Annotated in this window: 13 protein-coding genes and 1 pseudogene; 11 read left to right on the top strand and 3 right to left on the bottom strand. The window is 56.7% G+C overall.

What is annotated here, in order from left to right:
• Positions 1-11 precede the first annotated feature (11 nt).
• The 8 genes and pseudogenes from BCS37_RS07005 to BCS37_RS06975 all read left to right on the top strand — a co-directional run bounded on the left by BCS37_RS07005 (position 12) and on the right by BCS37_RS06975 (position 8,145).
• Positions 12-866: an NAD(+)/NADH kinase gene (locus tag BCS37_RS07005; protein WP_069180774.1), complete on the top strand. Its 855-nt coding sequence runs from the start codon at positions 12-14 to the stop codon at positions 864-866.
• 11 nt (positions 867-877) lie between these two features.
• Positions 878-1,329: pseudogene (gene argR / locus BCS37_RS11830) on the top strand (arginine repressor).
• Between the two features lie 14 nt (positions 1,330-1,343).
• The gene (gene recN / locus BCS37_RS07000; protein WP_069180773.1) at positions 1,344-3,068 is read left to right on the top strand and encodes a DNA repair protein RecN; all 1,725 of its coding nucleotides are present in this window, start codon (positions 1,344-1,346) and stop codon (positions 3,066-3,068) included.
• 11 nt (positions 3,069-3,079) lie between these two features.
• Positions 3,080-3,574, top strand: coding sequence for a DUF4367 domain-containing protein (locus BCS37_RS06995; protein WP_069180772.1), 495 nt, complete (start codon positions 3,080-3,082; stop codon positions 3,572-3,574).
• 286 nt (positions 3,575-3,860) lie between these two features.
• Positions 3,861-4,673, top strand: a complete 813-nt coding sequence (locus BCS37_RS06990; protein WP_069180771.1) for a nucleotide-binding protein — start codon at positions 3,861-3,863, stop codon at positions 4,671-4,673.
• Positions 4,663-5,970 carry a nitrogenase component 1 gene (locus BCS37_RS06985; protein ID WP_069180770.1) on the top strand — a complete coding sequence of 436 codons (1,308 nt, stop codon included), beginning with the start codon at positions 4,663-4,665 and terminating at the stop codon, positions 5,968-5,970. Before BCS37_RS06990 ends, BCS37_RS06985 begins: the two co-directional genes overlap by 11 nt.
• Complete coding sequence (locus BCS37_RS06980; protein ID WP_069180769.1) at positions 5,963-7,255, top strand: nitrogenase component 1; 1,293 nt, start codon at positions 5,963-5,965, stop codon at positions 7,253-7,255. The genes BCS37_RS06985 and BCS37_RS06980 overlap by 8 nt, the downstream gene beginning before the upstream one ends.
• A 110-nt stretch (positions 7,256-7,365) precedes the next feature.
• Positions 7,366-8,145, top strand: coding sequence for a DUF364 domain-containing protein (locus BCS37_RS06975; RefSeq protein ID WP_069180768.1), 780 nt, complete (start codon positions 7,366-7,368; stop codon positions 8,143-8,145).
• A 118-nt stretch (positions 8,146-8,263) separates the two neighbouring features.
• On the opposite strand, the gene BCS37_RS06970 is transcribed toward BCS37_RS06975, so the two are convergent.
• Entirely contained in the window at positions 8,264-9,199 is a 936-nt protein-coding gene (locus BCS37_RS06970; protein WP_069180767.1) for an aldo/keto reductase, read from the bottom strand.
• Between the two features lie 242 nt (positions 9,200-9,441).
• Complete coding sequence (locus BCS37_RS06965) at positions 9,442-9,813, bottom strand: hypothetical protein (RefSeq protein WP_159057714.1); 372 nt, start codon at positions 9,811-9,813, stop codon at positions 9,442-9,444.
• 122 nt (positions 9,814-9,935) lie between these two features.
• On the opposite strand from BCS37_RS06965, the gene BCS37_RS06960 reads away from it, so the two are divergent.
• From BCS37_RS06960 to BCS37_RS11820, 3 genes are read left to right on the top strand one after another with little or no spacing between them, the layout of a single operon-like run.
• Positions 9,936-10,160 carry a FeoA family protein gene (locus BCS37_RS06960; RefSeq protein ID WP_069180765.1) on the top strand — a complete coding sequence of 75 codons (225 nt, stop codon included), beginning with the start codon at positions 9,936-9,938 and terminating at the stop codon, positions 10,158-10,160.
• Between the two features lie 14 nt (positions 10,161-10,174).
• Complete coding sequence (gene feoB, locus BCS37_RS06955; RefSeq protein WP_069180764.1) at positions 10,175-12,070, top strand: ferrous iron transport protein B; 1,896 nt, start codon at positions 10,175-10,177, stop codon at positions 12,068-12,070.
• A gap of 32 nt (positions 12,071-12,102) precedes the next feature.
• The gene (locus BCS37_RS11820; RefSeq protein ID WP_006691608.1) at positions 12,103-12,270 is read left to right on the top strand and encodes a FeoB-associated Cys-rich membrane protein; all 168 of its coding nucleotides are present in this window, start codon (positions 12,103-12,105) and stop codon (positions 12,268-12,270) included.
• A 103-nt stretch (positions 12,271-12,373) separates the two neighbouring features.
• Here the strand turns inward: BCS37_RS11820 and BCS37_RS06950 are convergent, their stop codons facing one another.
• A complete protein-coding gene (locus BCS37_RS06950) occupies positions 12,374-13,330 on the bottom strand; it encodes an arsenic resistance protein (protein ID WP_069180763.1) in 957 nt (318 codons plus the stop codon).
• Positions 13,331-13,660 lie beyond the last annotated feature (330 nt).

Genomic DNA, 13,660 nt, shown 5'->3' with positions numbered 1-13,660 from the left:
GGTGCGGACAGTTGATGACGGTTGCGGTTTTTCCAAATTTAATCAAGCCGGAGACAAGTGCGGTTCTTCGGCGGATTTGTGCATTCTTCGCCGCGCGGGGCGCACGTATCATGCTGCCGCGGGCGCGTGCGGCAGAGTTCGGTATGGCGGACTGCGGCGTGGACGGGATCGAGCGGCTTCCGGCAGACGTTGCACTCAGCCTCGGCGGAGATGGAACTCTGCTCGGCATCTGCCGCAGGTATGCCGAGAATCCCGTACCCGTCTGCGGCATCAATATGGGGACGCTTGGCTTCATGGCGGACATCGAGCAGAACGAATTGGAGGAACGGCTCGAGAAACTCTGTATGGGCGACTACCATGTGGAATGGCGCCGTTTTCTTGCAGGCTACGTCACAAAGCCGGATGGTGCGGAGCATTTTTTGGGCCTCGCCATCAACGATATCGTTGTGATGAAGGGAGATCCCGCACGCATTATCTCACTTGGTCTTGTGGTCAACGATACACCGCTTGTCGAGTGCAAGGCGGACGGCTTCATCGTTGCCTCACCGACCGGTTCCACGGCGTACTCACTCTCGGCGGGCGGTCCCATCATGAATCCGATGGTAAAGGGGATCGTACTCACGCCGATCTGTCCGCATACACTCAACATCCGTCCGCTTATCATCCGCGAGGAGGACGCTGTTCACATCCATCTCGTTGACACGCGCCAGAGCATTATTGTGACCCTCGACGGACAGGAGACAACGCCGATTCATCCAGACGACACTGTCACCGTCAAATGCTCGGATGTGCGCGCGGGCATTGTCAAATTTGAGGACAAGGACTACTATCAGATTCTGCGTACGAAACTTTGGAAAAACTGCTAGGAGAGAGAGGAATGAAAAGTCGGCGCCACGAGCTTATCAAGAAGATCATCGGTGAGGAGATCATCGAAACGCAGGAAGCGCTTGCAGAGGCACTGTGTGCGCGGCATATGCGCGTCACGCAGGCGACCATTTCACGGGACATCAAGGAGCTATACCTGATTAAAGTGCCTGCGGGCAATGGTCGCTATCGCTATGCTGTGTCTCCGCACGAGAGTGTACGCTTCTCTGAAGGGCGGATGAAGCGCCTCTTCAAGGACAATGTGACGTTCTGTAACCACAGTGAAAACATTGTCGTCGTCAAGACCATTCCGGGGGAGCAGCAACGGTTGCGGCGGCGCTGGATTCCTCGGATTGGCCGGAGATCATCGGTACGGTCGCGGGGGACGACAGCATCTTCGTGCTTGTCAAACCGAAGGACGCGTCAGAGGAGATCGTCGCACGTATTCAAGGCCTCATTCGCTGAGGGGAGGGAACACCATGCTGCAAAGCCTGCGCGTGTGGAATTTTGCGCTGCTGGAAGAGGTAGCCGTTGCGTTCGGTGCGGGGCTCAATATCCTCACAGGTGAGACCGGTGCGGGGAAGTCCATCCTGATCGACGCGCTCGGCGCGATCCTCGGACATCGTATCTCCGCCGACGCAATTCGGAGCGGCTGCGATGCACTGCGTGTCGAGGCAGTATTTTTGCTCGATGAGAAGGAGACAGAGCTCCGTTCCTTGCTCGCGGATCAGGAGATCGAATGCGAGGATGAGCTGATCATTCTGCGCAAGGTGGCACGCACGGGCAAGGGATCGATCCTCATCAACGGGAACCATGTTACGCTGACCTTTTTGAAAAAACTGGCTCCTTACCTTGTGGACATTCACGGACAGAACGAGAACCTTGCCCTCCTGCGTGAGGATGCACAGCGGGACCTGCTCGAGGGCGGGGACAGTGATCTGCGTGCGCATCTTGCGGCATATACAGCGGTCTATGCGGACTGGAAGGAAAAGACGCGCATACGGGAGGAGCGTGCCGAGGAGATCGAGGACATCGGTGCACGTCTGGATATGCTGCGCTGGCAGGAGCGGGAGATGGCCGAGGCGGATCTGACAGAGGGCGAGGATGAGGAGCTCGCGGCGGAGATTCGTCGTCTTTCCAATGCAGAACGCCTTGTGGAAAATGCGGCCGAGGCAGGGAATCTCCTCAGCGAAGATGGGGAGGCAGGGATATCTGTCCTATCCGCGCTCGCACGCATCACGCATGCACTCGATGAGATTGCGCGCTATGACGATGGGCTCGCGAATGCGCAGGCGATGATCGAGGAGGCATACATCTCGCTTCAGGAGGCATCCTATGAGGTGCGTGACTATCTCGACGGCATTGATGCGGATCCTGCGCGGCTCGATCAGATACAGATGCGCATGGATGTCATTGATCGTCTCAAAAAGAAATACGGCGGGACGATTCCGGCCGTACTCGATCGGCTTGCTTCCGTTCGGAAAGAACTGGAAAGCATCGATAACTATGATGTAGATATGGAGCAGCTTGAGAAGGAGATTGCTGCCCTGCATGAACGACTCAAAGCCCTCGCGGCAGGGCTTACTGCACGCCGGCAGGAGGTCGGCACCGTGCTCTCTGCCGACATTGCGCGTGAACTGCAGGGCCTTGGTATGGAAAAGGCGCGTTTTCGCATTGTCGTTACCCCCGAGGAGAAGTACACAAACCGTGGTGCGGACAGTCTCAGCATGCTTTTTTCGGCAAATGTGGGCGAGGAGGAGAAGCCCCTCGAGAGGGTCGCCTCGGGCGGCGAGCTCTCACGCATAGCGCTCGCGATCAAATCCATCATCGCGGCGCGCGACACGGGCGGGATGAGCATGGTGTTCGATGAGATCGACACGGGCATTGGCGGGCGCACCGCCCAGATGGTCGCCGAACGCATCGCCTTTGTCGCGCACTACAAGCAGGTCCTCTGCATCACACACCTTCCGCAGATCGCGTGTATGGCGGACGAGCACCTATACATTGCAAAATCTGTCAAGGGGGACACGACCATAACACAGGTGACGGCACTCTCCGACGAGGAGCGCGTGCGCGAGATCGCACGCATGGCATCGGGCGATGATGTCACCGAAGCGGCACTGGCAAATGCACGTGAAATGCTTGCGGGAGCAGGGAAGAAGAAAGCTGCATTTCAGACGAAGAAAAAAGCAGCAAAGAAATGAGAGGTTTACCAATGAAGACATATGGAATGAAGCGTATGCTGACTGTCGGTCTCGCGGCTTCGGTGCTCTGTATGGGAAGCGTCCATGCAGCGGAGAATCCGCAGCAGATCCCGTCGCCGCTCGTTACGTATACGAGTGTGCGCGACGCATGGGCAGTCGTAGGATTGCCTGTCTACACGCCGACACTCCTGCCTGTCGGCTACGCGCAGAAGGACATCATTGTCATCGACAAGAGCATCGCTGAGATCTTCTACCGCAATGACGCGGGCAAGGAGATACTCTTCCGTATGGCGAAGGGCGATGCGGACATCAGCGGGGACAGCACCGTCTATGAGGTCAATCAAGTCGTGCAGATTGGCCGCCAGTATATCCGCGTCAAGGGAACAGAAAAGCTCGTCAGTCTCGCCCTCTGGTCGCGCGGCGGCTATACCTTCTCCCTCTCGTTTGAGGAACCCATTCCTGTCGAAGCCGTCCAGGCCATCGTCAGTACGCTTCCTTGGAGCTAACAGACGGAATATTATTGATTTCCTGTTTAACAACGGTACCACTGAAAACCTCATACTTGTGTAACGGCACCGCCATTTCCGGCGGTGCTTTTATCGTTGGAAAGATTCATCAATAATGCAAGACATTGGATCATACAGTGCAAATGACACGGAATTTTTCGCGGGGATGTGCTATTCTATAAAACATGGGAAGCTTTGAGGAAGCAAAGCCCGTTAAGATGGCGCGGCTGATTTATCGGTGCTTCCATACTTCAAAGCCAGCAGCCGGCAGTGAGGAGAGATGGGATTGAAGAAGATTGCGTTCTACGGCAAGGGCGGCATCGGAAAGTCGACGACGGCGGCGCATGTGTCTGCCGCATTCTCGCAGATGGGGCGGCGGGTCTGCCAGATTGGCTGTGATCCGAAGAATGACTCGACGCGGCTGCTGCTCGGACGCATTGCGCCGTCCACGGTACTGGATGTGGAGCGCGTGAAAAAGGGGACACAGCTGACGCTCGGCGATCTTGTGCATATGGGGTGGAACGGCATCCGCTGCATCGAGGCGGGAGGCCCGGATCCCGGTGTCGGGTGTGCGGGGCGCGGCATCAATGTCGCGCTTGAGCGTCTGAAGGCACTGCATGCCTTCGACGATGTCGATGTGGTTCTCTACGATGTGCTGGGCGATGTGGTCTGCGGCGGCTTTGCCGTACCGATCCGCGAGGGCTATGCATCGGAGATCTATATTGTCTCTTCGGGCGAGCTCATGTCGCTCTATGCTGCAAACAACATTGCCAAGGGCGTGTGTCGTTTCGCCGCACGCGGGGAAGTAAAGCTCGGCGGCATCATCGGCAACGGACGTGATGTGCTGCATGAGGAGGAGCTGCTGACGGCGTTTGCCGCGCGGCTCGGGACGCAGCTCATCGCCTATATCCCACGGTCGCGTGCTGTGCATGAGGCGGAGATTCACCGGCAGACGCTCATCGCCTACGCACCGGACGCAGAACAGACGCAGTGCTATGTGCAGCTGGCAAAAGACATTGACCGCAACGAACACTTTGCGGTGCCGACACCGATGGCGTTTGAGGAATTGGAGGACTTGGTGGAGCAGTATGGCGATTGAGGTAAAACGCGCAGGCGTGCGGCGTGCGCAGTGCAGCTGCAGCATGCCCGCTGTCTGGTGGGCGCTCTCGTACGTGCGGGGAGCACTGGTCATCTTTCACAGTCCGCGCTCCTGCGCCCATGTGGTGCGTGAAAAGGATGTCGGCAGCTTTCATCGTCTGGTCGGTGCGGGCACGTATGCACCGCCGTCGCCCGTACCACTCCTCACGAGCGGCATCGGCGAGGGGGATGCGGTGTTTGGTGCGGTGGATCGGCTGCGTGCGTGCGTCCGCTATGCGGCGGAGAAGTACCATCCGCGTGCTGTCTTTATCGGAGGTTCCTGCGTGAGCGGCATCATCGGAGATGATACGCGGGCAGTGGCGGAGGAGATGGAGGAGGAACTTGGTCTGCCCGTTGTGGCAGTCCCCACGAGCGGTTTTTTAGACAATGAGTCCTTTGACGGCTATCTCTCGGTTGCGCGTGTGCTGACCGACCGCTTTATGCAGCCGCCCGCGCGGATGCGGCAGGGGACGGTGGCGTTTCTCGGGGACTATGGCGGCTTCTACAGTGCCTATGTGCAGGAGCTGAAGCGTCTGCTCGCGGGGATCGGGCTGCAGCTTACGGTACAGTTTCCCACCTATACGCCGCTGGATGAGATACAGGCGGTACCGGAGGCGGAGCTGCTCATTGTGCTCGGCAGTGCGATGTCGGACGAGAAGCAGGAGATGCTCATCGCGTTTGCAGAGGAGCTGCATACGCGCTTTGGCACACCGTACTTTGCCGAGGCGTTTGCAGGCGGTGCGGAGGAGACGGCGCATTGGCTGCGCTGCATCGGTGCACAATGCGGGCGCGCGTCGGAGGCGGAGGAGGTGATCCGACGTGAGGAGGAGGCGTTCGAGCGCGTTCTCGTGCGTGCGCGGGAGATGCTTGACGAGCGGCGTACGGTGCTCGTCGTCGGGCGCGAGCTGCACTGGCTGCAGCCGGAGATTCTCCTGCGCCTGATCGAAAAGGCGGGCGTATATCTCGCCGGAATCATCCTCCTCGCGCTTTTTACCGAGGAACAGCGTACAGCAGTGGAGGAAGGGCTGCGTCAGTGCACGGACGTACCGATCCTTGCGGTGGAGGATCCTGCGAGTGAGGAACTGCTGCGGTCGGTGGATTTCGTCTTTACCACACATGAACTCGTGGACGCAGAGCTGCGGCAGATCCTGCTCGGCAAACTGCCCACGGTCGGCTGGGCGATGGAGCGGCAGCTCATCGAGGATATGGAGCATGTACTCTATCGGCATACGGACAGAGGAGGGTTGATCTATGGATGAGGAATTTCTCTCCTTCGACGATATGTCCGTGTGGATGGAGAGCTGTGCACTGACAGGCGCGGCGGCGTTCTTCGCAGGGCTGCGCGGCTGTGCCGTGATCGTCAACGGGCCGCTGTGGTGTTATCTCTTTACGCAGCGGCACATCGAGCAGAGCCAGAGCGACATCTCGCACCGCATGAAGTGTACGCAGCTCGACAACGATGCAATCGTGTTCGGTGCGGAGGCGTATCTGCGCGAGGCACTGCAGCCGCATATTGAGCAGCCGCCCGCGCTGCTCGCCGTCATCAGCGGCAGCTCTGCGAGCCTGATCGGCGACGATGTGGGAGCGATTGCACGTGCGGCGGGGGTGACCTGCCCCGTAGTCGCCATTGACAGCGGCGGACTGATCGGCAGCTTTGCAGACGGATGGGCGCGTGCCTCCTGCGCGACGCTCGATGTGTTGCTCAGAGAGACACGGGGAGAGGTGCGGCGCGGGGTCAACCTCATCGGCATGACCTCGTCCTACTACAACGGTGAGAACGATGCACGGGAGCTTGTACGCCTGTTGACGGGGGCAGGATATGAGGTGCGCCACGTATTCGGCTGCGATATGCCGCTCGCGAGCATTGACGATCTTGCACAGGCAGAGCTCAATATCGTTGTGCATGACGAGCTCGGACTTCCGGCGGCAAAATATATAGAGGAGCGCTGCGGCACGCCGTATATCGCGCCGCTTCCCCCGTACGGCCGTGCGGGAACGCGGCGGTGGCTTGCGGCGATCTTTGCCGCGCTGCCGCCCACGCGCGGGGAGGATGCCGTGGCGGAGATTGCGGCGGCGGAGCGCAGGGATTTCCTGCGGATCAACGATCTCAAGAATACCTGGGGAGAACTGCTCTTTGATACCGCGCTCATCCGTACACCGCGCTCGACGGCGTGGGGACTTGCCGAGGCGCTGCGGACAGAGTGGGCGGATGTGCGCCATCTCGCGGTTGCAGCGCAGCTGCGCGAGGACGCTGCCGCCGCACAGATCGCGGACGAGCAGCTCTCGGAGACGGACACGGCGCGGGCACAGGAACTCCTCACGGCAATGGAACGTGGGCTGCTCATAGGGAGCAGCAGCGAGTCCGTGCTTGCCGACCCACACAGGATGCTCTACATTCCCGTCGCCTATCCCGTCGTGGATCGTCTGCATATCTCGGATCAGCCGTTTATGGGGCTGCGCGGCGCACGGCACATCGAGGACACGCTCTGGAACGGGAGCGTCCTCAGGCGCGAGCTATCTGTCCGCGCAGGTCTGCACGGATAAGACGGTTGTTTTATGAAATAAGCATTTTCTTTCGTCCCTATTCACTGTTGAATCTCATAGGCGGCTGTGTTATCCTAAAGTCAACATAAGGGATGAATGGAGGTGTTTTTGTGAACTACTGGAATCTTTACGACGAGATCATCGATGAGCTGCCGCAGGATATCCACATCGATGACTATGCTGTCGGGCGTCCGTGGACGTACGTCCGCGCCGGTGATCTGGTCGGTGTCTGCATGACAATCCCTGCGTACAGCCGTCCGCGTCTGCGCAAGGAGAGCTTTCTCGGCTGTTCGCTGCGTGAGGTGGGAGAGTATGTGCGCTCGTGGCAGGGACAGGAGGCATCCATTGCCGCCGCTGCCATCAACGCCTTTTACAATCAGCCGTCGAAGGTAGAGGCGATGCAGGGATTTCACGGAGACAATGCCTCTGCCAAGACACTTGGCGAGCGCAAGAAGCTTGAAGCATTCGCCATGTACATGGAGCAGATTCGCGGGAAGAAGGTTGCTGTTGTCGGACATTTTCCCCATTTCCAAAAGAAATGGGAGCCGATCTGCGAGCTTTCCATCCTTGAGATGCAGCCCGAGTGGGGGGACTATCCTGCGGAGGCGGCGGAGTTCCTTCTGCCGCAGCAGGACTTTGTCTTTATAACGGGAGCGACGTTTGCGAATAAGACTCTGCCGCGCCTCTTGGAGCTCGCAAGGAATGCGGTAACCGTTCTCGTCGGGCCCTCGGTGCCCATGCACCCCTGCCTCTTTGACTACGGGGCAGACGGGCTTTCGGGATTCACTGTAACGGATGCCGCGCTTGCCGCTGATCTCGTGCATTTCGGCTATGAGACCGATATTGCAAGCTGCGGTAAGATGGCAGATGTTCTTCCGCATCTGAATTGAATAACGGAGTTGTCGTACATTTTCGCAGCTTACGGCGGCCATTAAAAAGTGAATGCTGCATGAAGGTTCGAAAACCCTCGTGCAGCATCCACCTTTTTGTATCCGGCGGTATAGGTAATTACACCATTTCTTTTTCCCATAAACGAATGGTGTTGAAGTTGAGCTTGTCCGCCGTGCTTTCAATCAGCGCGATCTCCTCCGGGGTGAGCGTTATCTTCATTGCCTGTACGGCATCTGTGACATGGCTCTTTTTTGTCACACCAATGATGGGCAGCGTGCCCTTGCCGATCGCCCATGCGAGGGGGATCTGCGCGATGCTGACCTTGTACTTGTCTGCGAGCAGTTTGAGCGAAGTGTTCAGCATCTCGATTTTATCCATGATGGGATTGTAGATTGCTGCACGTTCAGAGTTGTTCGGCATAGGATTCAGCGTGCTGTACTGCCCCGAGAGCGCACCCTGCTCGAGCACCATGTACGAGAAGAATCGGATGTCGTTTGCGCGGCAGTAGTCCAAAATCCCCGACTCCTCGGAGGAACGGTTCATGAGACTGTAGTGGTTCTGTACCGCACCGAGTTTTCGCCCGTGCGCGCGAAGGATTTTGTCCGCCTCCTTGATCTCTGTGAGATTGTGGTTTGAGACACCGATCATCGGCGCATCGGCTTTGCCCTCAAAGAACCTCGCTATGCGTTCAATCCAGCGCGGAGCTTCTGTTGTGTTATGCAGCCAGTAGATGTCCATGGTCTCCACGCCGAGCATCTTCCGCTGCATTTCCCACATATCCGCCACGGGGGTGTCCGAGGACGGATCCAAGCACTGTGGCGTGAGCTTGTCCGCGATCAGATAGGAGTCGCGTGCACGTCCTTTGAGGAATGCACCGAGCATCTGCTCCGATGTGCCCATGCCGTATGCGTACGCCGTGTCCCAGAGATTCAGCCCGTGAGCCATCGCATCGTCAAAGACGGGGCGCAGCTGCTCCTCTGTGTAGTTTGTGCCGAATGTGCCGTCGTTGCCCCATGCCCATGCACCAAGCGCAATCTTTGGCAGATCTGTCATTGTGGATCCCTCCCATTTTGTAGAAACAATTCTCTTGCTACGAGGTATAATTTACTGTATGAGGTATTCGGTGCATCAGAGGTGTTTTCCTTTGTCGATAGTTTTTTTTCTTGCCTTGCATGGAGAAACAGCGTACAATCAAAGCGGAAGTTGGATGTATTATGGTATAGGAGGAAGACCTCGCGACTGGTCGCTTGTAATCGCCAATTCGCCGGGCATCATCTTTGGTCTGACGGCTGCGATTACCGCCCGGCTTTAAAAGTGCATAATATCCATTCGGCAGCTGCATCCAGAAGGGGGACATCTTCTTTCTCGGGCGTGAGAATGCGAGCGTCGTTGCCTACGAATGTGAGTGTACGTGGCAGAAGCTTCGCGTCTGCTGCAACTTCCGTGCGGCGAAAGTCGCACGGATGGAGAACAGACGCGCGGCACCCACGGATACGGGCCGGTCGAAACTCTTCGACAACTAGGAGGGCCTTGCGGCGGATCTGCACTCGTACGAGATCGTCGTGCGTGAAAAGTAACTTATACAGATGAATATGGATTTTCAACAACCGCTCATTGGACAGGATGGGCGGTTGTTTTTCCGCTGTAAACAGATAGTTGTTGTCCAAGTATGATTCCACGAATGGAAGTACTTGACGGAATGATATGAGATAAGGTATCATACACAGTGCAGAGATAGTTTCATTATCATTTGCATTGATAATAATGTGGGTTTTAGGAGGTATCTTGATTGACACTGAAGGATGGGAAGACAGGAATGACACTGAAGATTCTGCAAATCGGTGAGTCACCGCTCAAGCAGCGTCTCATGTCGATGGGACTCATTCCGGGAACGAAGGTGACGGTTCTGCGCTCAGCCCCCATGGGGGATCCGATCGCGATTGGCATTCGCTCGTACAATCTCGCGCTGCGCCGTGAGGATGCAGTACTTATATCCGTCGAGCAGGTCGGTTAGGGGAGGGCCGGAATATGTCAACACTTGCAGTCGCTCTGACCGGCAATCCGAATACCGGTAAATCGACCATTTTCAACGCGCTGACGGGAGCACGTCAGAAAATCGGCAACTGGCCGGGGGTTACGGTCGACAAGAAGATCGGCCACACGCATTATAAGGGGCGGGCAATTTCCATCGTTGATCTTCCGGGGACGTACAGCATCAACGCACGCTCGCCGGAGGAGAAAATCGTCATTGACTATCTGACGAATACGAAGCTGGATCTCGTCCTGAATGTTGTGGACAGTTCAAACATCGAGCGCAATCTTTTCCTCACGGTGCAGCTCCTTGAGAAGGGGATTCCGCTCCTCATCGACCTCAATATGCAGGACGATGCACAGCGGCGCGGCATCAAGATCAACACGGCGAAGCTCGAAGAGGCACTCGGCATGCCCACGGTCGAGACGACGGGGCGCAGCAGCAAGAGTACAAAGACGCTGCTCGATGTCTTTACGAGTACGGTCATGGCGAGGTATCAGCCGAGTGATCTTGTCAAGGAGCACATTGCGAAGATCCATGAAATCGAGGGCAGTTCGCGTACGGAGGCGGAGAAGGAGGAGGCGATCATTGAGGCGCGCTACGCACTCATCGATCAGGTCATGGCGCAGGCGGTGACGGTTCAAAGTGTCGGTGCAACGCGCTCGGAGAAGATTGATCGTTTCCTTGCAAATGGAGCTCTTGCGCTGCCGATCTTCTTCCTGATTCTCTATGCTGTGTTTCAGATCACGTTTACATGGATTGGACAGCCCATTGCCGACGAGCTTGAGGTACTCATCAATGATGAGTTCTTGAACTTTGCAAAGGATTCGCTTGTGGCGGCGGGGGTTGCGGACTGGATGGTCTCGCTCGTCACGGACGGCATCATCGCGGGTGTCGGCTCGGTGCTGACATTCGTCCCGCTCATCTTCGTCCTGTTCTTCTGCCTCTCGTTCCTCGACGGCACGGGCTACATGGCGCGCATCGCGTTCATCACCGATCCGATCATGCGCCGCTGCGGTCTGACGGGCAAGGGCATCATGCCTCTGATGATGGGCTTCGGCTGCGCTGTTCCTGCCATCATGGGTGCACGTGCGCTCGACTCGGAAAAAGACCGCATGGTCTCGATCCTCGTTACGCCATTCCTGACGTGCGGTGCGAAGCTGCCGATCATGGCACTGTTTGCAGCGATGTTCTTCCCCGATAATGCGGCGAACGTTGTCTTCCTCATGTATGTTATCGGCATGGTCATGGCAATCGTTGTGGCAAAGCTGCTCGGCTCGACCATGTTCAAGGCACAGGGCTCAACCTTCCTGTTGGAGCTTCCGCCGTACCGTATGCCCGATATGAATTCGGTTCTCTTGGAGACATGGGATAAGGGCAAGGGATACCTCATCAAGGCCGGTACGATTATCTTTGCGGCATCGGTCATCCTCTGGTTTATGTCGAACTACAACTTCAGCGGGCCGTGCGAGATCGAGGAGAGCATTCTCGCAACACTTGGCAGCTGGATGTCTGTGCTCTTCACATTCCACGGCTTTGCAACGTGGGAGGCCGGCGCGGCTGTCCTCTCCGGCATCATGGCGAAGGAGACGGTTGTTGCGACAATCGGCATTCTCTACGGTGTTGCCGATGTCTCGACAGAGGCGGCAGATGCAGTCGATACGGCTTCCACGATGCTCCAGACGGGAATGGGCGCAGCGTTTACAAGTCTTTCGGCACTTGCCTTCATGGTGTTCTCACAGCTCTACACGCCGTGTGTCACGTCACTCGGTACGCTCAAGAAAGAGACGGGCGCGTGGAAATGGGTCGGCTTCTCTGCCGTCTATATGTTCGCGATTGCTTGGTTTGTTTCACTTCTCGTCTATCAGATCGGTCGGACACTCGGATTCTGATGAAAGGATTCGTTTTCTGAGGAGGGATTCCTATGGCGACCTATGTCGTTGGTGCATTCGTGGCGGTCGCACTCTTTTTTGCAGTCCGCCACGTCTATCGGAACTTTTGTCTGGGCAGGGAGGACTGCTGCGGCAGCAGCTGCTCGTCCTGTGACGAACCACCTTCTTGCTGCCATTCATCGGAACAACTGAAAAAATAAGACAAGCGCGCTCTCTAGGGGGGCGCGCTTTTTGCTGTGTGCAAACGAGCACAGGGATATCGCATATGAAGGAACGCTGAAAATAGTGCCATGTTTGCGGATATCATTCGCCGGATTGTGTCTTTCGGATTCGCTGTGCGATCAGCGCGAGTACAGGCAGCTCGATCAGCGGGCCGATGATGAGGGCGAGTATGGTCAGAGGGCGGTCGGGGAATGCAGCAGCGGCGATTGCCAGTGCGAGCGGTGAGTTGCGTGCGAGGGTGGTGAAGCTGAGTGCCGTGAGGTCTGCGCCACGAAATCCCAGCCGTGTGCCAAGACGGCGTACGAACACATAGTTGACGATGAAGAAGATCAGCATGACGAGGAGCATATCGGCGAAGAGCTTAGGATGTGCACACAGCAGCGTGCTTTCCGATGCAAACATAGCAAGGACAGCGGTCATGAGAAAAGCGAGCTGCAGCCCGTCTCCCCATCTGCGGAGGTGTGTGATGCCATGTGCCGCGCGCGGAAAGGAACGTCCAGGTATTCGGCTGCATACGGCAAGAGTCAACGGCAGGAGCAGCACAATCAGCGCGCTGCGAACAACCTCTGCATCGGTCATGTGGACAATATCCCCGTAGAATAGAGCCAGATCGACGGGCAGGAGCAGGATTTGCAGTGTGAGGTTCAGCGGCAGGATTGATGCCCCGAGCACGGTGTTTCCACGCGCCTGTGCCGTAAAGACAAGGTACCAGTCCGTGCATGGCGTTACGAGAAGCATCATCAGGCCGATCTGCATATCAATGCTTTCATGAAAGAAAAGAAGTCCCAATGCATAGGAAAAAACGGGAGTCCACAGGAAATTGACAGCGACGGCGGTCAGCGTGAAGCGGACATTCTGAAACGCCGCACGCAGCTTGCTGCCGTCGGCGGAGAGAAAGACCATGTAGAGCAGTGCCGCCAGTGAGGGCGTAATGATATGAGCAGAGGCTTCGCGGAGTCCCTCCACAGATCCGAGAATAATCCCTGCCAGTGCCGCTGCAATGATGAGCAGCGGCTGATATATTGCAGAAAAAATCATCCATTCACCCCCTCTGCAAGAACATAATTATAGCATACTTTTGCATACGAGAATTTGTTATGGTCGAGCAACCTTGCAACATAAGACTTACATTGAGTGTGTGCAAGAATCTTTGTATCGCTCTTGAAGAATCAGATCTTCAATGTGCAGGGGTACACAGAACCTCATGGTGGTGTCTTGGCAAAGATATTTTACAGGTTTGATTCTGTATAGTCTCCTTCTTTGCGTATCCGATTTCGTTTTACAATGAACCTCCTACAGAGCCGTCCCACGGAAATTGGGAATTAAGCCCTTGCGCGCCGTCCTCAAACATGATATACTAACCCTTGT

It is taken from the genome of Selenomonas sp. oral taxon 920 (assembly GCF_001717585.1).
GTDB lineage: Bacteria > Bacillota > Negativicutes > Selenomonadales > Selenomonadaceae > Centipeda.
This window is presented reverse-complemented; position numbering and strand designations above follow the sequence as displayed.

Coding starts and splice junctions, on each gene's coding strand:
- BCS37_RS06980 (WP_069180769.1), top strand. CDS start 5,963: ATGGATGAGGAATTTCTCTCCTTCGACGATATGTCCGTGTGGATGGAG.
- BCS37_RS06970 (WP_069180767.1), bottom strand. CDS start 9,199: ATGACAGATCTGCCAAAGATTGCGCTTGGTGCATGGGCATGGGGCAAC.
- BCS37_RS06950 (WP_069180763.1), bottom strand. CDS start 13,330: ATGATTTTTTCTGCAATATATCAGCCGCTGCTCATCATTGCAGCGGCA.
- BCS37_RS11820 (WP_006691608.1), top strand. CDS start 12,103: ATGGCGACCTATGTCGTTGGTGCATTCGTGGCGGTCGCACTCTTTTTT.
- recN (WP_069180773.1), top strand. CDS start 1,344: ATGCTGCAAAGCCTGCGCGTGTGGAATTTTGCGCTGCTGGAAGAGGTA.
- BCS37_RS06985 (WP_069180770.1), top strand. CDS start 4,663: ATGGCGATTGAGGTAAAACGCGCAGGCGTGCGGCGTGCGCAGTGCAGC.
- feoB (WP_069180764.1), top strand. CDS start 10,175: ATGTCAACACTTGCAGTCGCTCTGACCGGCAATCCGAATACCGGTAAA.
- BCS37_RS06995 (WP_069180772.1), top strand. CDS start 3,080: ATGAAGACATATGGAATGAAGCGTATGCTGACTGTCGGTCTCGCGGCT.